23 protein-coding genes, 1 pseudogene and 1 riboswitch are annotated in these 18535 nt (G+C 68.5%); of the genes and pseudogenes, 13 read left to right on the forward strand and 11 right to left on the reverse strand.

The window, feature by feature from the left end; translation table 11 throughout:
- The 4 genes and pseudogenes from DQP56_RS16035 to DQP56_RS16050 all read right to left on the reverse strand — a co-directional run.
- A pseudogene (locus DQP56_RS16035) lies at positions 1–481 on the reverse strand (cation-translocating P-type ATPase); the annotation flags it as partial.
- 291 nt (positions 482–772) lie between these two features.
- On the reverse strand, positions 773–1651 hold the full coding sequence (locus DQP56_RS16040; RefSeq protein ID WP_112687041.1) for a crotonase/enoyl-CoA hydratase family protein: 879 nt from the start codon (positions 1649–1651) through the stop codon (positions 773–775).
- 92 nt (positions 1652–1743) lie between these two features.
- Positions 1744–4038: a 5-methyltetrahydropteroyltriglutamate--homocysteine S-methyltransferase gene (gene metE, locus DQP56_RS16045; RefSeq protein ID WP_435673873.1), complete on the reverse strand. Its 2295-nt coding sequence runs from the start codon at positions 4036–4038 to the stop codon at positions 1744–1746.
- A gap of 120 nt (positions 4039–4158) precedes the next feature.
- Positions 4159–4352: riboswitch (cobalamin riboswitch) on the reverse strand.
- Between the two features lie 54 nt (positions 4353–4406).
- Entirely contained in the window at positions 4407–5057 is a 651-nt protein-coding gene (locus DQP56_RS16050) for an SDR family oxidoreductase (protein WP_112687043.1), read from the reverse strand.
- A gap of 106 nt (positions 5058–5163) precedes the next feature.
- Here DQP56_RS16050 and DQP56_RS16055 point away from each other — a divergent pair, with 106 nt between their 5' ends.
- From DQP56_RS16055 to DQP56_RS16070, 4 genes are read left to right on the forward strand one after another with little or no spacing between them, the layout of a single operon-like run.
- Positions 5164–6309 (forward strand): thiolase family protein, encoded by a 1146-nt coding sequence (locus tag DQP56_RS16055; RefSeq protein ID WP_112687045.1) that lies wholly within the window; start codon positions 5164–5166, stop codon positions 6307–6309.
- A complete protein-coding gene (locus tag DQP56_RS16060) occupies positions 6306–7097 on the forward strand; it encodes a crotonase/enoyl-CoA hydratase family protein (RefSeq protein ID WP_112687047.1) in 792 nt (263 codons plus the stop codon). Before DQP56_RS16055 ends, DQP56_RS16060 begins: the two co-directional genes overlap by 4 nt.
- 5 nt (positions 7098–7102) lie before the next feature.
- Positions 7103–7621, forward strand: coding sequence for a gamma carbonic anhydrase family protein (locus DQP56_RS16065; RefSeq protein ID WP_112687075.1), 519 nt, complete (start codon positions 7103–7105; stop codon positions 7619–7621).
- A 46-nt stretch (positions 7622–7667) separates the two neighbouring features.
- Complete coding sequence (locus DQP56_RS16070) at positions 7668–8387, forward strand: CPBP family intramembrane glutamic endopeptidase (RefSeq protein WP_112687049.1); 720 nt, start codon at positions 7668–7670, stop codon at positions 8385–8387.
- A gap of 89 nt (positions 8388–8476) precedes the next feature.
- Here DQP56_RS16070 and DQP56_RS16075 read toward each other — a convergent pair whose 3' ends face one another.
- Positions 8477–9286: an enoyl-CoA hydratase gene (locus tag DQP56_RS16075; protein ID WP_112687051.1), complete on the reverse strand. Its 810-nt coding sequence runs from the start codon at positions 9284–9286 to the stop codon at positions 8477–8479.
- 51 nt (positions 9287–9337) lie between these two features.
- On the opposite strand from DQP56_RS16075, the gene DQP56_RS16080 reads away from it, so the two are divergent.
- Genes DQP56_RS16080 through DQP56_RS16090 form a run of 3 tightly spaced genes read left to right on the forward strand, consistent with a single transcriptional unit; the run spans position 9338 to position 12256 of the window.
- Positions 9338–10423, forward strand: a complete 1086-nt coding sequence (locus DQP56_RS16080) for a CaiB/BaiF CoA transferase family protein (RefSeq protein WP_112687077.1) — start codon at positions 9338–9340, stop codon at positions 10421–10423.
- 40 nt (positions 10424–10463) lie between these two features.
- Entirely contained in the window at positions 10464–11216 is a 753-nt protein-coding gene (locus tag DQP56_RS16085; protein ID WP_112687053.1) for a 3-hydroxyacyl-CoA dehydrogenase, read from the forward strand.
- 41 nt (positions 11217–11257) lie between these two features.
- Positions 11258–12256, forward strand: coding sequence for an NAD(P)H-dependent flavin oxidoreductase (locus DQP56_RS16090; protein WP_112687055.1), 999 nt, complete (start codon positions 11258–11260; stop codon positions 12254–12256).
- 260 nt (positions 12257–12516) lie between these two features.
- Here DQP56_RS16090 and DQP56_RS25605 read toward each other — a convergent pair whose 3' ends face one another.
- Entirely contained in the window at positions 12517–12642 is a 126-nt protein-coding gene (locus tag DQP56_RS25605; protein ID WP_272937721.1) for a hypothetical protein, read from the reverse strand.
- A 320-nt stretch (positions 12643–12962) separates the two neighbouring features.
- On the opposite strand from DQP56_RS25605, the gene DQP56_RS16095 reads away from it, so the two are divergent.
- Entirely contained in the window at positions 12963–13601 is a 639-nt protein-coding gene (locus DQP56_RS16095; RefSeq protein ID WP_112687057.1) for a class I SAM-dependent methyltransferase, read from the forward strand.
- Positions 13602–13629: 28 nt separating this feature from the next.
- Here the strand turns inward: DQP56_RS16095 and DQP56_RS16100 are convergent, their stop codons facing one another.
- A complete protein-coding gene (locus DQP56_RS16100; RefSeq protein ID WP_112687059.1) occupies positions 13630–14349 on the reverse strand; it encodes an NAD-dependent deacylase in 720 nt (239 codons plus the stop codon).
- A gap of 28 nt (positions 14350–14377) precedes the next feature.
- Between DQP56_RS16100 and DQP56_RS16105 the strand changes: the two genes are divergently transcribed.
- Positions 14378–14761 carry an Rv1152 family transcriptional regulator gene (locus tag DQP56_RS16105; RefSeq protein WP_112687061.1) on the forward strand — a complete coding sequence of 128 codons (384 nt, stop codon included), beginning with the start codon at positions 14378–14380 and terminating at the stop codon, positions 14759–14761.
- Here the strand turns inward: DQP56_RS16105 and DQP56_RS16110 are convergent.
- Complete coding sequence (locus tag DQP56_RS16110; RefSeq protein WP_112687063.1) at positions 14758–15579, reverse strand: class I SAM-dependent methyltransferase; 822 nt, start codon at positions 15577–15579, stop codon at positions 14758–14760. The genes DQP56_RS16105 and DQP56_RS16110 overlap by 4 nt on opposite strands.
- A 163-nt stretch (positions 15580–15742) precedes the next feature.
- Between DQP56_RS16110 and DQP56_RS16115 the strand changes: the two genes are divergently transcribed.
- Complete coding sequence (locus DQP56_RS16115) at positions 15743–16186, forward strand: PPOX class F420-dependent oxidoreductase (protein ID WP_112687065.1); 444 nt, start codon at positions 15743–15745, stop codon at positions 16184–16186.
- A 46-nt stretch (positions 16187–16232) separates the two neighbouring features.
- Entirely contained in the window at positions 16233–16406 is a 174-nt protein-coding gene (locus DQP56_RS16120; RefSeq protein WP_013828083.1) for a DUF5302 domain-containing protein, read from the forward strand.
- On the opposite strand, the gene DQP56_RS16125 is transcribed toward DQP56_RS16120, so the two are convergent.
- Complete coding sequence (locus tag DQP56_RS16125; RefSeq protein ID WP_112687067.1) at positions 16407–16703, reverse strand: DUF732 domain-containing protein; 297 nt, start codon at positions 16701–16703, stop codon at positions 16407–16409.
- 139 nt (positions 16704–16842) lie between these two features.
- On the reverse strand, positions 16843–17136 hold the full coding sequence (locus tag DQP56_RS16130; RefSeq protein ID WP_112687069.1) for a DUF7199 family protein: 294 nt from the start codon (positions 17134–17136) through the stop codon (positions 16843–16845).
- A gap of 193 nt (positions 17137–17329) precedes the next feature.
- Here DQP56_RS16130 and DQP56_RS16135 point away from each other — a divergent pair, with 193 nt between their 5' ends.
- Positions 17330–17914: an HhH-GPD-type base excision DNA repair protein gene (locus DQP56_RS16135; protein WP_112687071.1), complete on the forward strand. Its 585-nt coding sequence runs from the start codon at positions 17330–17332 to the stop codon at positions 17912–17914.
- A gap of 24 nt (positions 17915–17938) precedes the next feature.
- Positions 17939–18085, forward strand: coding sequence for a hypothetical protein (locus tag DQP56_RS16140; protein WP_013828086.1), 147 nt, complete (start codon positions 17939–17941; stop codon positions 18083–18085).
- 4 nt (positions 18086–18089) lie between these two features.
- On the opposite strand, the gene DQP56_RS16145 is transcribed toward DQP56_RS16140, so the two are convergent.
- The coding region (locus DQP56_RS16145) for an Rv1157c family protein (protein WP_435673874.1) at positions 18090–18535 on the reverse strand (446 nt) is incomplete at its 5' end.

Consider the following 18535-nt stretch of genomic DNA (forward strand, 5'->3'; position numbering starts at 1 on the left):
CCGGGTCGCGTCGCGACCACGCCCGTGCCACGGCGCGGGTTTCGGCGGCTTTGAGCGTGTTGATCGCCAGATCCACCGCCAGCATCGACGGTGCCAGGGCGAGCGCATTGGCGGTGGTGGATGCCAACCCTAACGCGGTGTCGGTCGCGCGCTTGCCGATGCGTTCCTCGAGCAGTCGGCGCAGCCGCGGCTGATGGTCCAGGGCGACCACGGCGCCTTGGACGCTGGCCGGCAGCCGCGGGAACCGCAGCGCGCGGCCGGCCAGCGAGATGCCCAGGCCGACGGCGGTGATACCGGCCATCGCGGCGGTGCTGACGGCCAACAAGCCATCGCCGGGAGCGGGGGCGGAGCGAGGTTGCTCACCCTCGGCCACCTCGTCGTGCTCGTTGGGCGGCTGGCTCTCGACCGCGGCAAGCGCGTCGTACAACGAATCCAGTTCCGGTTCGGTGTCATCGATGAGAGCGGCTATCGAGGGGGGCATCGGTCTCCTTCGTTCGGCGACCGAATATGCCTAGGCGAGCAGGCGAAAACTCTCGGTCGACACGGTTCATCGTCCGAAGGTCTCGCTCACGGAAAGTGATAGGCCCGCTGAATGGCCGGGCGGGGTGGCCCGCCGTACTGACGACCATTCACATCCGCCTGGCGGCGGTTAGGAACTACTCCCCTTCGCCACCGAAGATAGCCGCGCTAGGCGGCCTGCGGCTGAACGCAGTCGAGACCGCACTTGAAATATGGGTGAACTCAGTCGATTTCAGCCGGCCGGCGGCACCGGTTACCGCTCGCGCACCCACTCATCGTAGAACGGCGGCATCGCCGAGGCCCGGGAGGTGAACTGCGGATCGCGCTTCTCCAGGAAGGCGCGCACCCCGTCGGCACCGTCGCCGATGCTGGTGTAGAACATCGCCAGCGAGTCCACCCGGTGCGCCGCATGCGGGTCTGGCTGCGCGGAGTTGCGGTAGAGCATCTGGCGTATCAACGCGAACGACACCGGGGAGCGGCCCTTGGTCCAGGCGTCGGCCAGCGCGCGGGCGTCGGCCAGCAGCGCCTCGGGTTCGTGCAGGGATTGCGCGATCCCACAGGCCTGCGCAGCTTGCGCATCCAGAATGTCGGCACGGTATAGCAGATCCAATGCCGTTGGCATCCCGACGATCCGGGGCAGGAACCACGTCGAACATGCCTCCGGGGTGATGCCCAGCTTGCCGAACACCAGACCGAATCGCGCCTTGGTGGAGAACAATCGCGCGTCCATCGCCAGCATCATGGTGGCGCCGATCCCGACCGCGGGTCCGTTGACCGCGGCGATCACCGGCTTGCGGCAGTTATAGATCGCCAGCGTGGCCTGCCCGCCGGTGTCGCGTACCCGGGCCAGCTCCGGGTCATCGAGGTCGGCCATGTCGGCCAGCGTCGGGGACTTGGTCTCATCGAGGCCGAACACGTTGCCGGAACCCGACAGGTCCATCCCCGCGCAGAACGCGCGTCCCGACCCGGTGACGATCACCGCGCGGACCGCGTCGTCATCGTTGACCTCGACGAAGGTGCGCTCCAACTCGTCGGCCATCTCGACGGTGAACGCGTTGAGGTTGTCCGGGCGGTCGAGGTAAAGGGTCAGAATGCCGTCTTCGACCTCATGACGAATGGTGGTGAAGTCCATATCTGCTCCTCCTGCGCGCCGAGCGTGCACCTACTGCGAGATTTTCACAATCCTTTCGCAGCAGGCGCACGCTCGGCGACGCGGGTCAGGCCTTACACGTTGGCGCGGGCCTGCTTCGCCGCGGCGACCAGGTTGGCCAGCGAGGCGGTCACCTCGTCGGTCTTGCGGGTCTTCAAGCCGCAGTCCGGGTTCACCCACAGGCGCTGCGCCGGAACGGCGTCAAGTGCTTCCCGCAATGAGGTGGCCATCTCGTCGGTGGACGGCACCCGCGGGGAGTGGATGTCGTAGACACCTGGCCCCACCCCGTTGGAGAACCCGATCGCGTTGAGGTCGTCGAGCACCTCCATGTGCGAGCGGGCAGCCTCGATCGAGGTGACGTCGGCATCCAGGTCGGCGATGGCCCCGATCACCTCGCCGAACTCCGAGTAGCACAGGTGGGTGTGGATCTGGGTCGCATCCGACACCCCCGACGTCGACAGCCGGAACGCGCCGACCGCCCACGTCAGGTAGGCCTCCTGGTCGGCCTTGCGCAGCGGCAGCAGTTCCCGCAGCGCCGGCTCGTCGACCTGGATCACCGCGATGCCGGCGGACTCGAGATCCACCGTCTCGTCGCGAATCGCCAGCGCCACCTGGTTGGCGGTGTCGGCCAGCGGCTGGTCGTCGCGGACGAACGACCACGCCAGGATGGTCACCGGACCGGTGAGCATGCCCTTGACCGGCTTGTCGGTCAGCGACTGGGCATAGGTGGCCCACTCAGTGGTCATCGGCTGCGGCCGGGAGACGTCACCGAACAGCACCGGCGGACGCACGCACCGGCTGCCGTAGGACTGGACCCAGCCGTTGGCGGTGGCGAAGAACCCACCCAACTGCTCGGCGAAGTACTGCACCATGTCGTTGCGCTCCGGCTCGCCGTGCACCAGCACGTCCAGGCCGAGGCCCTCCTGGAGCTTGATCACCGCGGCGATCTCTGCCTTCATCCGGCGGGTGTACTCCGCCTGGTCGATCTCACCGGCGACCAGCGCGGCCCGGGCCTTGCGGATGTCGACGGTCTGCGGGAACGACCCGATGGTGGTGGTGGGCAGCGGCGGCAGGTGCAGCCGTTCGGCCTGGGCGGCGCGGCGTGCCTCGGCGCTGCCGCGGTGCGCGCCGGACGCGGTGAGGGTCGCGATCCGGCCGCGGACATCGGCGTTGTTCAGCCGCGGATCGGACTTGCGGGACGCGACGGCGGCGTTGGACGCGGCGATCTCGTCGGCGACGGCCTCGCGGCCCTCACGCAGGGCGCGGGCCAGGGTGGCCACCTCGCTCACCTTTTCGGAACCGAAGGCCAGCCAGCTGCGCAAGGCGTCGTCGAGCCCGGTCTCACCGTCGAGCGTGTAGGGCACGTGCAGCGTCGAGCAGGATGTGGAGACCGCCAGCGAGCCGACCGAACCCAGCAGCGACGCCAGCTTGGCCAGCGCGGCCTGCAGGTCGGTGCGCCAGATGTTGCGGCCGTCGACCACACCGGCGACCAGCGTCTTGGAGGCCAGCTCCGGCACCGACGCGATCTTGGTGTTCGGGCCGTAGACCAGATCGACACCGATCGCCTCGACGGGGGTGCGCGCGAGCGCCGGCAGGGCCGCGCCCGGGTCGCCGAAGTAGGTGGCGACGAAGATCGCCGGCCGCCTACTCAGCCCGCCCAGCCGGGCGTAGACCTGTTCGGCCAGGGCGGGGGCGTCGGCGGCGACGTCGGTCACCAGCACCGGTTCGTCGATCTGCACCCACTCGGCCCCGGCGTCGGCCAGCTTGCCCAGCAGTTCGGCGTAGACGTCGGTCAGCTCGTCGAGGCGGAAGATCGGCGCCGGTGCTCCGTCGACGGCCTTGCTCAGCAGCAGGAACGTGACGGGTCCGATGATCACCGGCCGGGCCACGTTTCCGCCGAAGCCCTGCTCCTTGGCCTCGGCCAGCTCGGCGAGCACCTTGGCCGGGTTGAGTGCGAACGTGGTGTCCGGGCTGATCTCCGGGACGATGTAGTGATAGTTGGTGTCGAACCACTTGGTCATCTCCAGCGGGGCGATCTCGGAGTTGCCCCGGGCCGCAGCGAAGTAGCGGTCCAGCTCGTCGGCCACCCCGGCGACCCGAGCCGGCAGTGCACCGAGCAGCACCGCGGTGTCGAGCATCTGGTCGTAGTAGGAGAAGGTATTCACCGGTATCGAGTCCAGGCCGGCGTCGGCCAGCTGCGCCCAGCCGTCACGGCGCAGGCCGGCTGCGACGTTCCGCAGTTCGTCCTGTCCGATCCGGCCGGCCCAGTAACTCTCGGTGGCGCGCTTGAGCTCGCGGCGCGGACCGATCCGCGGTGAGCCGAGAATGGTGGAGGTAAAGGGTTGAGCGGTCACGATCTGATCCTTCAATCGGAGGGTGGGTCACCGCCGGCGGTCGTCCAGCCAATCCGGTCCCGTGCACATTTAATGCACTATAACCCTCAAAAACCAGACGCCCATTCCGCGAGGCGGTGATCCGCCAGGCGCGGCGCGCCCGGCACAACGGGCAGGTCTTCGGACTCGCAGGCGCGCACCGAAGTGCTCCTAGTGGCCGTCGCTTCCCAGTCACTTCGTGACCAGTGCCTTGGACGGCGGTCGTTCCTGCATACCGCTGCGGGACAGTCCCGGATTCTCACCGGGTTCCCTCTCGCACACCGCGGAAAACCCACGTTGTGCTCGATGCCGACACCACCTTGCGGCGGTACCGGCAAACCAGTTGCGTGGCCAAGACTACCTGGTCAACTGGCTTGCAGGGCCTCCAGGATGGGGGTCTCGCCATCGTTGAACTCGATGGTGCGGCGACTCGTTGACGGCTCGACCAGGCAGGCCGCGATCACCTGTGCGACATTGGCTCGCGAGACCGTTCCCCTGCCGGTTGCGGCGCCCGTCTCGATGCGGCCGGTGGCCGGTTCGAGGGTGAGCCGGCTGGGACCGAGCACCGTCCAGTCGAGGTCGCTCGCTCGCAGATGAGCGTCGGCGGCGGCCTTGGCCTGCGCGTACGGGAAGAACGCATCGTCCTCGGGCACGCCGTGCCCTGGCCCGGCGCCGAAATAGGACACCATCACGAATCGGCGCACCCCGGCCTGCCCGGCGGCATCGATGACCCGGATCGCGGCGTCGCGGTCCACCGCGTAGGTCCGGGCGGGGTTGCCGCCGCCGGCCCCGGCGGAGAACACCACCGCGTCGTGGCCGGCGACCAGTTCCGCCAGGGCGTCGGTGTCCAGCTGTTCGATGTCGGCCACCACCGGGACCGCGCCGGTCACCGCCACTTCTTCGCTGTGGTCGGGGTTGCGGAACACCGATGTCACCTGATCGCCGCGCTCGGACAGGATCGGGCTGAGCAGCAGGGCGACCTTGCCGTGGCCGCCGAAGATCACGACGCGTGCCATGCCTTTGACCGTACGCGAAGCGTGGAGCGACCCCCGTTGACACCAGCCGAGCGCCGCGGTTGACAATCGAGGGCAACCAGCCCCGAAGCAACAAAGGAGAACACCCATGGCCGAAGCAGTCATCGTAGAAGCGGTGCGTTCGCCGATCGGCAAGCGCAACGGCGGTCTGTCGGGGGTCCACCCGGCGGAACTGTCCGCCCAGGTGCTCAACGGGTTGGTCACCCGGGCGGGTGTGGACCCCGGCTTGGTCGACGACGTGATCTGGGGTTGCGTGATGCAGGCCGGCGAGCAGGCCCTGGACATCGGCCGGACCGCGCTGCTGGCCGCCGGGTGGCCCGAGTCCGTGCCGGGGGTGACGGTGGACCGCCAGTGCGGATCCAGCCAGCAGTCGGTGCACTTCGCCGCCGCCGGTGTGGTCGCCGGGCACTACGACGTCGTCGTCGCCGGCGGCGTCGAATCGATGTCACGCACCCCGATGGGCTCATCGCTGGCCAACGGTGGACACCCCTACCCGGAGGCGTTCCGCAACCGCTACAGCCAGACCCCCAACCAGGGCATCGGCGCGGAGATGATGGCCGAGAAGTGGGGCCTGGACCGCACCGCGCTCGACGAGTTCGCGCTGGCCTCGCACGAGAAGGCCGCCGCTGCCCAGGATTCCGGCGCGTTCAAAGACGAGATCGTCGCGATCAAGGATGCTGAGGGGAATGCCGTCAGCGACGACGAGGGCATCCGCCGCGGCACCACCATCGAGAAGATGGCCCAGCTCAAGCCGGCGTTCAAGGAAGACGGCGTCATCCACGCCGGCAACTCCAGCCAGATCTCCGACGGTTCGGCGGCGCTGCTGTTCATGTCGGCGGCCAAGGCGCGCGAGTTGGGGCTGACCCCGCTGGCGCGGGTGCACACCGCCACGCTGGCCGGCGCCGACCCGGTGATGATGCTGAGCGCCCCGATCCCGGCCACCCAGAAGGCGCTGCAGCGCAGCGGCCTCAGCGTCGATGACATCGGGGTGTTCGAGGTCAACGAGGCGTTCGCCCCGGTGCCGATGGCCTGGCTGGCCGAGATCGGCGCGGATGCGAAGAAGCTCAACCCCAACGGCGGGGCGATCGCGCTGGGCCACCCGCTGGGCGGTTCCGGCGCCCGGATCATGACCACCATGCTGTACCACATGCGCGCCAACGGGATCCGCTACGGCCTGCAGACCATGTGCGAGGGCGGCGGCCAGGCCAACGCCACCATCCTGGAGCTGCTGTGAGTGACGCGGCCGTTCTCGTTGAGCGGCGCGACGGTGGCGTACTGCTGATCACCATCAACCGGCCCGAAGCCCGCAATGCCATCAACGGCGCGGTCAGCGCGGGGATCGGCGACGCGTTGGCGCAGGCCCAGAGCGACGATGAGGTGCGGGCGGTGGTGCTCACCGGTGCGGGGGACAAATCCTTCAGCGCCGGCGCCGATCTCAAGGCGATCGCCAACCGGGAGAACATCTATCACCCCGAACACCCGGAGTGGGGTTTCGCCGGCTACGTGCAGCACTTCATCGACAAGCCCACCATCGCCGCGGTCAACGGCACCGCGCTGGGCGGCGGCACCGAGATCGCACTGGCAAGCGACCTGGTGATCGCCGAGCAGCGCGCCCAGTTCGGGCTGCCCGAGGTCAAGCGGGGCCTGATCGCCGGCGCCGGCGGGGTGTTCCGCATCATCGACCAGCTACCCCGCAAGGTCGCCCTGGAGCTGCTCTACACCGGGGAGCCGATGTCGGCCGCCGACGCCGCGCGCTGGGGGCTGGTGAACCAGGTGGTTCCCGACGGCGGGGCACTGGAGGCCGCGCTGGAACTGGCGGAACGGATCACCGGCAACGCGCCGCTGTCGGTGCGGGCCAGCAAGCGGATCGCCTACGGCGTCGACGACGGTGTCATGGCCGGCGAGGCGGCCGATTGGGCCCGGACCGGCCGTGAGTTCAGTGCGTTGCTGAAGTCCGAGGATGCCAAGGAGGGGCCGCGGGCGTTCGCCGAGAAGCGCGCACCGGTGTGGAAGGCCCGTTGAGCGACGTGCCCGAGCCGCTGATCATCCCCATTAGTGGTCGCGCCCCGCAGCTGCACCCGGAATCGTGGGTGGCGCCGAATGCCAGCCTGATCGGGCAGGTCCACCTGGCCGCCCGAGCCAGTGTCTGGTATTCGGCGACGCTGCGCGCCGAGGTGGAACCGATCGAGATCGGCGTCGACACCAACATCCAGGATGGGGTGACCGTCCACGTCGACAAGGAGTTCCCGGTCCGGGTCGGGGCCCGCGTCAGCGTCGGGCACAACGCGGTGCTGCACGGTTGCACCGTCGAGGACGACTCGCTGATCGGGATGGGAGCCATCATCCTCAACGGCGCTGTGGTGGGTGCGGGCTCCCTGATCGCGGCCGGCGCGGTCATCCCGCAGGGCACGGTGGTGCCGCCGCGGTCGTTGGTGTCGGGGGTGCCGGGGCGGGTGCGGCGGGAGCTCAGCGAGGCCGAGATCCGCAATAACCGGCACAACGCCGCGGCCTATCGGCGGCTGATCGAAGTCCACCGGGCGAACTGACGCAATCCAGGCCACCGAACGGTGTTGGGCCGCTACGTTCGAGGGCATGACCCAGACCAGTTCGGCCCGGCCCGGCCTGCTGCGCGAGTTCACCGACATCTTGTCCAAGGTCTCCCCGCCGTACCACGAGTCACGGGCCGTGGTGCAGCGGCGTCGTGTCGTCGTCGCGGTGGTGGTGCTGCTCGGCGCCGCGGTGCTGGCTTTCATGCACACCAAGAATCCCGGCGACGCGGCGTTCTACCAGCTCTCGCTGGCGTTGGCAGTGATCTGGTCGCTCGGCGCGGTGGTGTCCGGCCCGCTGCACCTGGGCGCGGTGCGGTTCCGGGGCCGCAACGAACGGCCGGTGTTCACCGGCGCCGGCGTCGGCCTGGTGCTCGGCGGGGTGTTCCTGCTGGCAGGGATGGCGGTGCAGCAGATTCCGATGCTGGCCGACCAGGTGATCGCGATCCTGGACTACACCACCCAGGTCTCCTGGCGGCTGGTGGTGCTGATCGCCATCGTCAATGCGATCGCCGAGGAGATGTTCTTCCGCGGTGCGCTTTTCAGTGCTTTCGGCCGCCGCTACCCGCTGGTGTTCTCGACGCTGCTCTACATTGCGGCGATGATGGCCGCCGGGAATCTGATGATCGGGGTCGCCGCGCTGGTGCTCGGCACGGTCTGCGCCATCGAGCGCCGCGCCACCGGCGGGGTATTGGCGCCGGTGCTGACGCATCTGGTGTGGGGACTGATGATGGTGCTCGCGCTGCCGTCGATCTTCGGGATGTAGCCCAGCCCCCTTGCGCGAGCGTGCGTGTCCCCGGTTGACACACCGTGTGCGACACCGTTTTTGCGCACGCTCGCGGGCCGCCGAGTCCCTCAGGAGTCGGTGAAGTTCGGCGTGCGCCGGTCCTGAAACGCCCGGGTGCCCTCCCGGAAGTCGTGGGCGTTCAACAGGATCGACTGGCCGACGTACTCGCGGTCCAGCGTCGCGTCGAGCTCGCTCAGCGTCGCGGCGTTGATGGCGTGCTTGGTCTTGGCGAACGCCGCCGCCGGCCCGGCCAGCAGCCCGGCCAGTGCCTTGTCGACCTCGGCATCGAAATCCTCGGCCGGGTACACCGCGCTGATCAGTCCCCAATCGAGGGCGTCGGCGGCCGACAGCCGTTCGGCCAACAGCGCCAGCCGCATCGCCCGGATCCGGCCGACCGCCGCGGCGACCAGAGCCGAGGCGCCGCCGTCGGGCATCAGCCCGATCTTGGTGAACGCCAACAGAAAAAACGCCTTGTCGGAGGCCAGCACCAGGTCGCAGGCCAGGGCCAGCGACACCCCGACGCCGGCGGCCGGGCCTTGGACCACGGCCACCACCGGCCGCGGCAGCGCCACGATCGCCCGGATCGCGCGGTTGGCCTCGACGATGATCTCCGTCGGCACCCCGTCGGAGGCGTCCTCGGCACTGATCCCTGCGCCCGAGCTGAAGCCACGTCCGGCGCCGCCGAGTCGTACCGCCCGCACCCGGGGATCGCGCGCGGCGCCCTCCATGGCGTCGGCGATGCCGGCCAGCACACCGGTGGTCAGCGAGTTGAGGCTGTCGGGGCGGTCGATGGTCACCGACAGCACGCCGTCGGCCAGGGTCACGGATAGCCCCTCCACCGGTGCCAGGGTGTCGATGCCGGAGTCGATAGTCGTCATGGGTGTCACCTTAGGATGCACATCACAGGCGCAGACGACGAGGAGGCGGTTATGGCGGGACCACTGGCGGGCTTGCGGGTCATCGAACTGGCGGGGATCGGGCCGGGGCCGCACGCGGCGATGATCCTCGGTGATCTGGGAGCCGACGTGGTGCGAGTCGATCGGCAGCCCAAATTCGGCGCCGAGGCGTCGAAGGACACCATGCTGCGCAATCGGCGTTCGGTGACCGCCGACCTCAAGTCGCCGGAGGGCCGCGACCTGGTGCTCAAACTGGTCGCCAAGGCCGACGTGCTGATCGAGGGCTTCCGGCCGGGCGTCACCGAGCGGCTCGGACTGGGGCCGGAGGACTGCGCAAAGATCAACGACAAGCTGATCTACGGCCGGATGACCGGCTGGGGGCAGACCGGTCCCCGCGCGCTGCAGGCCGGCCACGACATCAACTACATCTCGCTCAACGGCACGCTGCACGCGATCGGCCGCAAGGGCGAGCGCCCGGTACCGCCGCTGAACCTGGCCGGTGACTTCGGCGGCGGATCGATGTTCCTGTTGGTCGGGATCCTGTCGGCGTTGTGGGAGCGCCAGAGCTCGGGCAAGGGGCAGGTGATCGACGCGGCGATGGTCGACGGCTCCAGCATGCTCGGGGCGATGATGTGGAGCTTCCGCGCGCAAGGCCTGTGGAGCGACGAGCGCGGTGTCAACATGCTCGACACCGGTGCTCCCTACTACGACACCTACGAGTGCTCCGACGGTCGCTACATGTCGGTGGGCGCGATCGAGCCGCAGTTCTTCGCCGAACTCCTGGCCAAGCTGGGGCTGGACCCGGCGGAGCTGCCCGCGCAGAACGACACCAGCCGCTGGCCGGAACTGCGCGAGGTGTTCACCAAGGCGTTCGCCGCGCACGACCGTGACCACTGGGCGAAGGTGTTCGCCACCTCCGATGCCTGTGTGGCGCCGGTGCTGGCGTTCGGCGAGGTGCTGGCCGACTCGCACATCGCCGAACGTGACACCTTCTACGACGTCGACGGTTATCTGCAGCCCATGCCGGCGCCGCGGTTCTCCCGCAGCGTTCCCGACGTCCCGACGCCGCCGGCGGTACTGGGGGCCGACAACGCCACCATCCTGGGGGACTGGGTATAGTCCCGACCAACTAGGTGGTTGGTCGACGAAGGGATGGCACGTGCAGATCAAGGATGCGGTGGCAGTAGTCACCGGAGGCGCTTCCGGGCTGGGCTTGGCGACGACGAAACGCCTGCTCGACGCCGGTGCGCAGGTGGTGGTGATCGACCTACGGGGCGCCGATGTGGTCGCGGAACTCGGTGACCGGGCCCGGTTCGCCGAGGCCAACGTCACCGACGCCGAGGCGGTCACCGCGGCCCTGGACGTGGCCGAATCGCTGGGCCCGTTGCGCATCAACGTCAACTGCGCCGGCATCGGCAACGCGATCAAGACGCTGAGCAAGAACGGTGCGTTCCCGCTGGAGGAGTTCACCAAGGTCGTGCAGGTCAACCTGATCGGCACGTTCAACGTGCTGCGGCTGGCCGCCGAGCGGATCGCCAAGACCGAGCCGGTCGGGGAGGAGCGCGGCGTCATCATCAACACCGCCTCGGTGGCCGCGTTCGAAGGACAGATCGGCCAGGCCGCCTACTCGGCGTCCAAGGGCGGCGTGGTCGGCATGACGCTGCCGATCGCCCGCGATCTGTCCCGCGAGCTGATCCGGGTCTGCACCATCGCGCCCGGTCTGTTCAAGACCCCGCTGCTGGGTTCGCTGCCCGAGGAGGCGCAGCGCTCGCTCGGTGGGCAGGTGCCGCACCCGGCGCGCCTCGGCGACCCCGACGAGTACGGCGCGCTGGCCGAGCACATCATCAGCAACCCTATGCTCAACGGCGAGGTGATCCGCCTCGACGGCGCGATCCGCATGGCGCCCCGATGAGTGCGTGCGCGACGAGTTTTGAGCAGAGCTAAGGAGCCGATATGACCATCACGACGAAATTCACCGAGGTCTTCGGGGTCGAGCATCCCATCGCCCAAGGTGGGATGCAGTGGGTGGGCCGCGCGGAACTCGTTGCAGCGGTGGCGAACTCGGGTGCACTCGGGTTTCTCACGGCGCTCACCCAGCCGACCCCGGCGGATCTGGCCAACGAGATCGCCAAGACCCGGGATCTGACCGACAAGCCGTTCGGGGTGAACCTGACCATCCTGCCGACGATCAACCCGCCGCCTTATGACGAGTACCGCCAGGTGATCGTTGACGCCGGTATCAAGATCGTCGAGACGGCCGGGTCCAACCCGGCGCCGCACCTGCCGATGTTTCACGACAACGGCATCAAGGTGTTGCACAAATGCACCTCGGTGCGCCACGCGGTCAAGGCGCAGAGCCTCGGGGTCGACGGCATCAGCATCGACGGCTTCGAGTGCGCCGGGCATCCCGGCGAGGACGACATCCCGGGTCTGGTGCTGATTCCGGCCGCGGCCGCCCAGATCGAGATCCCGATGATCGCCTCCGGCGGGTTCGCCGACGCCCGCGGCCTGGTCGCCGCACTGGCGTTGGGCGCCGACGGCATCAACATGGGGTCGCGGTTCATGTGCACGGTGGAGTCCTGCATCCACCAAAATGTCAAGGAAGCCATCGTCGCCGGCGACGAGCGCGGCACCGAGCTGATCTTCCGGCCGCTGCGCAACACCGCCCGGGTGGCGTCCAACACCGTCTCGCGTGAGGTCGTCGAGATCCTGGACAAGGGCGGCCAGTTCCCCGACGTGCAGGAGCTGGTGGCCGGCGTGCGGGGCCGCAAGGTCTTCGAAGACGGCGACGTCGAGGCCGGGATCTGGTCGGTGGGCACCGCGATGGGGCTGATCAACGACATCCCGACCGTCGGGGAGTTGGTGTCGCGGATCGTGTCCGAGGCCGAGGAGCTGATCTCCGGTCGGCTGGCCGGCATGCTCGAGGAAGAGGACGAGGAGAACGTCGCCTGACCGCGATAGCGCCAGGCCCGTCCGCCTGAGGGTTCGACGGCGCACGCCGAGCGTGTAGTCACTGCGAAATTTTCGGTGATCGTTCGCGGTGGTTGCACGTTCGGCGTTGTGGTGCCCGGTGTTGCTGCCGAGGGCATGCAGCGGCCCAACGCTGAATGCAGGAAAAGGATGAGTTGGGGATTGCGGCTGCCGGGATTCGGGCGGCCGCCGTCGCGGAGGGGCGCGCTAGTGAAAGGCGCCGGTTACGCCGCGCCGATCAGTCAGCTGGCGAGCGGACGCCAGTCTTCGAGCTGCTCCGAGGTGTCGCCCTCGACCAGAAGGTCGCCGTGGTAGAGAGCCTCGAAGTCAACCTTGATCACGTCGGCACTTGAGTCGTCGATCCACATGACCCTGAGCGTATGGGTAACTATTAAGGGATCTTTGAGTCACGTTTCGGGAAATGGTGGCAATCCTACTGACGAGTAGCGTTTGCCAGACTTTTCGGCTGAAACCGGCCCGATTGGCTGACTGGCGGTGTGATCGGCGTCACATCTGTCGGTAGCGGGGTCCGCGGTGACCCGCGTCGCCCGGCTCACGAGCACCGCTGAGCCCGTGGCGGTGGCCCGCTTCGCCCGGCTCCGCCGCGCTCGCGATCACCGCTGGGCTGGTGGCGGTGACCCGCTTCGCCCGGCTCCGCCGCGCTCGCGATCACCGCTATGGTGGCCGCATGGCATCTCCGGTAACCCTGGACAACCCGCTGTTCGCTCGAATCTGGACCTTCATGTCCAGCCGCGAGACCGACTGGCTGCGTGACCGGCGCCGGGAGAACCTCGAGGGGCTTTCCGGGCGAGTGCTGGAAGTCGGTGCCGGCACCGGAAGCAACTTCGGTTTCTACCCCGACACCGTGACCGAGGTGGTGGCCCCCGAGCCGGAGTCGCGACTGCGCGAGGCCGCCCGGGAGGCCGCCGCTGCCGCGCCGGTGCCGGTGACGGTCGTCGCGAGCACCGTCGAGGCCCTGGACGCCGCCGAACAATTCGACGCGATTGTTTGCTCATTGGTGCTGTGCTCGGTGGATCAGCCTGAGCAGGTGCTGCGGCAGCTGTACACATTGCTCAAGCCCGGCGGCGAGCTGCGCTACTTCGAGCATGTCGCCAGCAGGGGCGCACGCGGCGGGCTGCAGCGGCTGGCCGACGCCACCTTCTGGCCGAGGCTGTTCGGCAATTGTCATACCCACCGTGACACCGAGGCGATGATCACCGCCGCCGGCTTCACCGTCGGCACGTCGCGGCGCGGGCACCAGTTCCCGGTGTGGGCGCCGGTGCCGGTCTCGGAGTTCGCGCTGGGTTGCGCCAGCCGGCCGGCCTGAGCCGCGCTGACACCGACCCGGAGTCGCGCTAGCGCTGGCCCAGCAGGAACGGCAACCGCTGCACCATCCCCGGTAACGCCGCCGACGCGGTGGTGCGCAAATACGCCGTGGCCCGCTCCGACAGCGGGGTCGGCTCGGGGTTGACCTCGATGACGACTTTGCCGAGCTCCAACGCCCGCTCGGGCAGGCCGGCTGCCGGATAGACCACGCCGGAGGTGCCCACCACGACCAGCACGTCGGCGTTGTCGATGGCCTCGACCGCGGCGTTCCACGGTTCCTCGGGCAGGTTCTCGCCGAACCAGACGACGTCCGGGCGGACCAATCCGCCACACTCGCACACCGGCGGCGCCACCTCGAGTACCGGCTCGGTCATCACCGGCACCTCCGGGTCGTGCGGCTGATCGCAATCCCCGCAACGGAAGGTGAACATCCGGCCGTGCAGGTGGTGGACCCTGGAACTGCCGCCGCGCTCATGCAGATTGTCGACGTTCTGGGTGATGACGTCGACCTCGGCGTGCTGCTCCCAGTCGGCGACGGCGCGATGACCGAGGTTCGGTTCGACGCGGCGGGCCAGCTGGCAGCGCCACAGGTACCAGCCCCAGACCAGTTCCGGCTGCCGGTTCCAGCCGTCGATGCTGGACACCTCGTAGGGGTCGTACTGCGACCACAGCCCCTTCTCGTCATCACGAAAAGTGGGCACCCCGCTCTCCGCTGAGATCCCCGCACCGCTGAACACCGCCACCTGCACGCCACCAACATAGCTGGATACTGGGCGAATGGACTTCACCAAGCTGCTGCGGATCGACACGCGGCCGGGCGGGCCGCTGTTCGAGCAGGTCAGGACTCAGCTGATCGAGGCGGTGCGGCAAGGAGCCCTACCGGCGGGAACCCGACTGCCGACCGTGCGGGAGCTGGCCGGGCAGCTCGGTCTGGCGGTCAATACGGTGGCGCGGGCCTACCGGGAACTGGAGGCCGCCGGCATCGTCGAAACCCGCGGCCGTTTCGGCACTTTCGTGGCGAGCAGCGATCCGGCGGATGCGGCCATGACGACCGCCGCCGCTGCCTTCGTCGCCGCGGCCCGCGCGGTCGGCCTGGCCAAGGCCGACGCGCTGCGCTACCTCGACGCGGCGTTCGACAACGCCGAGACAAGTGGTCGTTAGCCGAATTCGAGCAGCGTCAGCGACGGCCGCGCATCGGCCAGGAATCGCAGTCGGTAGGCGTTGGGCAGCACGGTGTTGAACAACCACCCGCGGCCGCGCGGCAGTTGCAGGTCGTGGACCGCCCGGATGCCCGGCACGGTGTCCACCAGCTTGGCGGTGTCGGCAGCAGACAGTGTGAACGGCATCGCCGGCGCCCGGTAGCGCAGCGATGTCGGCACGCCGTGGCGGATCAGCCAGCCTATCCAGGCCGGCGGCAGGTCGAAGATCATCCGGCCGCCCGGAAAGCGGCGCGCGCACTCGGCGATGAGCCCCAGCGACTGTTCGGGCTGCAGGTACATCAGTAGGCCCTCGGCGCTGATGAACACGCCGTCGGACTTGTCGACCTGGTCCATCCAGCTGTAGTCCAATGCCGATTGCGAGCACACCGACACCCGCGGCTCCTTCGGCAACAGTCGCTGGCGGATCTCGATGATCGGGGGAAGATCCACTGTGAGCCACCGGAATTGCGGATCCGGCGCCGCTTCGCTGAGTCGCCAGAAGCTGGTCTGCAAGCCTTCGGCCAGCGCCACCACGGTGCCGGTCGGGTGTTGCCGAAGGAAGCGCTGGGCCTGGGCGTCGATGCCCAGCGCGCGCACGGCGATGTCTTGGCGCGTCGAGCCGAATTTCGCGAAGTCGAAGTCGATCGAATCCGCCAGCCGGACCGCCATCGGATCGTTGAGGATGCGGTCGGGACGGCGGGCTTCGGTTGCCCGTGCGTTCAGGGTCAGCAACGCGGTCTCGGAGACACCGGTCAGGGAAACTTTCTGTGCCTGGCTCACCTGGGCGACTTTACCGTTGGCACCTCAGCGCAGCACCTTGCGCGGGGTGCGCAGATCGCGGGTGGCCGTCGACGAGACGGTGCGGACGCCGGTGAATCCGGCGTGGGTCAGCGCAGCGGCGACAACGACGGCGAACCCCCGCATCAATCGGTACGCTTCGGGGATGGGCCGCCGGGTGTTCGACGACAAGTTGCTGGCATTGATCAGCGGAAACTCGCTCGGCGTGCTTGCCACCATCAAACGTGATGGCCGCCCTCAGTTGTCGAACGTGCAGTATCACTTCGATCCCCGCACGGTGGCGGTGCAGGTGTCGGTCACCGAACCGCGGGCCAAGACCCGCAACCTGCGGCGTGACCCGCGGGCGTCGGTTCTGGTCAGTTCCGACGACGGGTGGTCCTATGCCGTCGCCGAAGGCGACGCTGCGTTGACGCCGCCGGCGGCCGCTCCCGACGACGACACCGTCGAGGCGCTCGTTGCGCTGTACCGCAACATCGCCGGCGAGCACCCGGATTGGGACGAATACCGCCAGGCGATGGTCACCGATCGCCGCGTGTTGCTGACGCTGCCGATCACCCACCTGTACGGCATGCCGCCGGGCATGCGCTGACGTCGGTTCGATGACAGCGGTCCGCCGCGAGCGCTAGGCTCCGGGCATGCCCGAATCAGATTCCGCCGCAGCCGAGAACAAGCGCAAGTTCCGCGAAGCATTGGAGCGCAAGAACGCAAAATCGGCCGGGGGTTCTGAGCACAAGGACGCCGGTGCCAAGCAGTCCCGGTCGCACGGTCCGTTGGAGAGCCGCCGGGAGTTCCGCCGTAAGAGCGGGTAGTTACTGCACGGGGCAGGCGTACTTGCGGGCCACATCCATCAGGCGCTGGTCCGCGCCCGGGCCGATGACGCCCTGAGCGACCAGTTCCCATCCGATCAAGCCGGGAAGGCCGCCTTCGCACGCCTGATGGGCGACACGCCATGCCGTATCGGGATTCAAGTTGAACCCGTTGCGTTCCAGGCCCTGCATGTAGGTGTCGAACTCGGGCGTGCCCTGGTCCGGTATCGCGCCGGCCGTGGCGGCAAAGGCGAGCGCGGTAACCATCGCTCCGATGAGAGCTGTCACTACACGTCTCATGGCTGCCTCCTGCAAGTCGGTTGTCGTTAATACCGTTCCACAGTCCACCGACACAGACGTAGGCACCGCAGAATCGGGTTCGTTCTACACGGGCACTCGTGCCGAAGCCGCAGCCGGCCCCGCGGTCGCGACGTGTAGATCACCACCGGTGACGCTCCCGGTCTATAACTTCCTGACGACGCTCCCAGGTGTCCTCGGTGCTCTTGGAACCGCCGGCGGTGTCGCACGTCGGTTGTTCTCCCCGCAGCACGTGCCACCGAGAGTCGGCGTCGAGGTTGCCGTTCATGTGCTGCACGACATGCTGCCGGCCTCGGTGGAGACACGGCACCGCGTCGGCGCGCGGGGCCGGCACAATCACCAGGCCCCCAACGGTGAACAACAGGGCTGCGATCGCCTTAAGCATCTGGCGGGTCTCTTTCGCTCTCGAGTGCACGGGTTGATTCTCCACTCTTGGGCCGACAACTGGCTGAGATCGCTTCGAGAACGAACTCGGTCGGGAGTTTGATCCGATGGCCGCACTGGCGGGCGGCTCCGGCCATCGGCCCGCGGGGCATCACGGGTTACGCTCTCCGCAGTGGGTGTAACGCGGGCGCTGGCATCGCCCGCTTCGGCAGAGAGGAGGCTCAATGACGCCGAAACTCTGCCTCGCTCAAGACCCCGAGGCCGACGAACTCCTCTCGATGGATCCGTTCGCCCTGCTCACGGGCATGCTGCTCGACCAGCAGATACCCATGGAGGTCGCGTTCGCCGGCCCGCAGAAGATCGCCGAGCGGATGGGTGGGCTGGACCCGCACGACGTCGCCGGCCGCGACCCCGAGGAGTTCGCCGCACTATGCGCGGAAAAGCCTGCGGTGCACCGGTTTCCGGGATCCATGGCGGGCCGGATCCAGGCCCTGGCCCGCGCGGTCATCGACCAGTACGGCGGCGACACCACAGCGCTGTGGACGGCCGGTGAGCCCGATGGGGCCGAGGTGCTCAAACGGCTCAAGGCCTTGCCCGGCTTCGGCGAGCAGAAGGCGCGGATCTTCCTGGCGCTGCTCGGCAAACAGTACGGCGTGACCCCGCCGGGCTGGCGGGACGCCGCAGGAGCTTACGGTGAGGCGGGCACTCATCTGTCGATCGCCGACGTCGTCGACGAGGCGTCGTTGCAACAGGTGCGGTCCACCAAAAAGGCCCAGAAGCAGGCTGCAAAGCAAGCCCGGGACAGCTGAGAACGCAACGGAAAGGCGGCGACAATGAAGACCCACCTGAACTGCCCGTGTGGCGAGGCCATCGTCGGCAAGGACGAAGACGACCTGGTCGACCTGGCCCAGAAGCATCTCGCCGATGCGCACCCCGGGATGAGCTACGACCGGGACGCCATCTTGTTCATGGCCTACTAACGGCTCAGGGCACCACCGTCGAACCGATGGTGGGCAGGAAGTTGCACTGGTGATCCTTGGTGCTGACCTGCCCGAAGATCGTCGACATGATGCTGCCCGAGCCGGTGTCGACGATCGCGGTCAGTGTCGTCGGCCCCTCGGCGTTGATGTCTGAGCGAGGTTGCAGGGTCGCGCTGCCGGACTTACCGGTGGTCAGATTCACCCAGGTGACGTTCAACGGCAGCTTCTGGATCTCGGCGGGCCCGGGCGTGCCGACCGCGGTGAACACGTAAGCGGTCTGACCGGCCTTGGGGCCCGGGGTCGGAATGGTGGCCGGGCCGGCCACCGACAACGCGGTGGCGATGACGTTGCCGCCGTCGGCCAGGCAGTTCTGGCCGATGGACGGATACATGAAGTCCTGGGTCGGCGGCGCGTCCGGCCCGAATCCCGGATTGGCGGCGGCCGGGGACG

The organism is Mycolicibacter senuensis, from assembly GCF_003284925.1.
In the GTDB taxonomy this organism is placed as follows: domain Bacteria; phylum Actinomycetota; class Actinomycetes; order Mycobacteriales; family Mycobacteriaceae; genus Mycobacterium; species Mycobacterium algericum_A.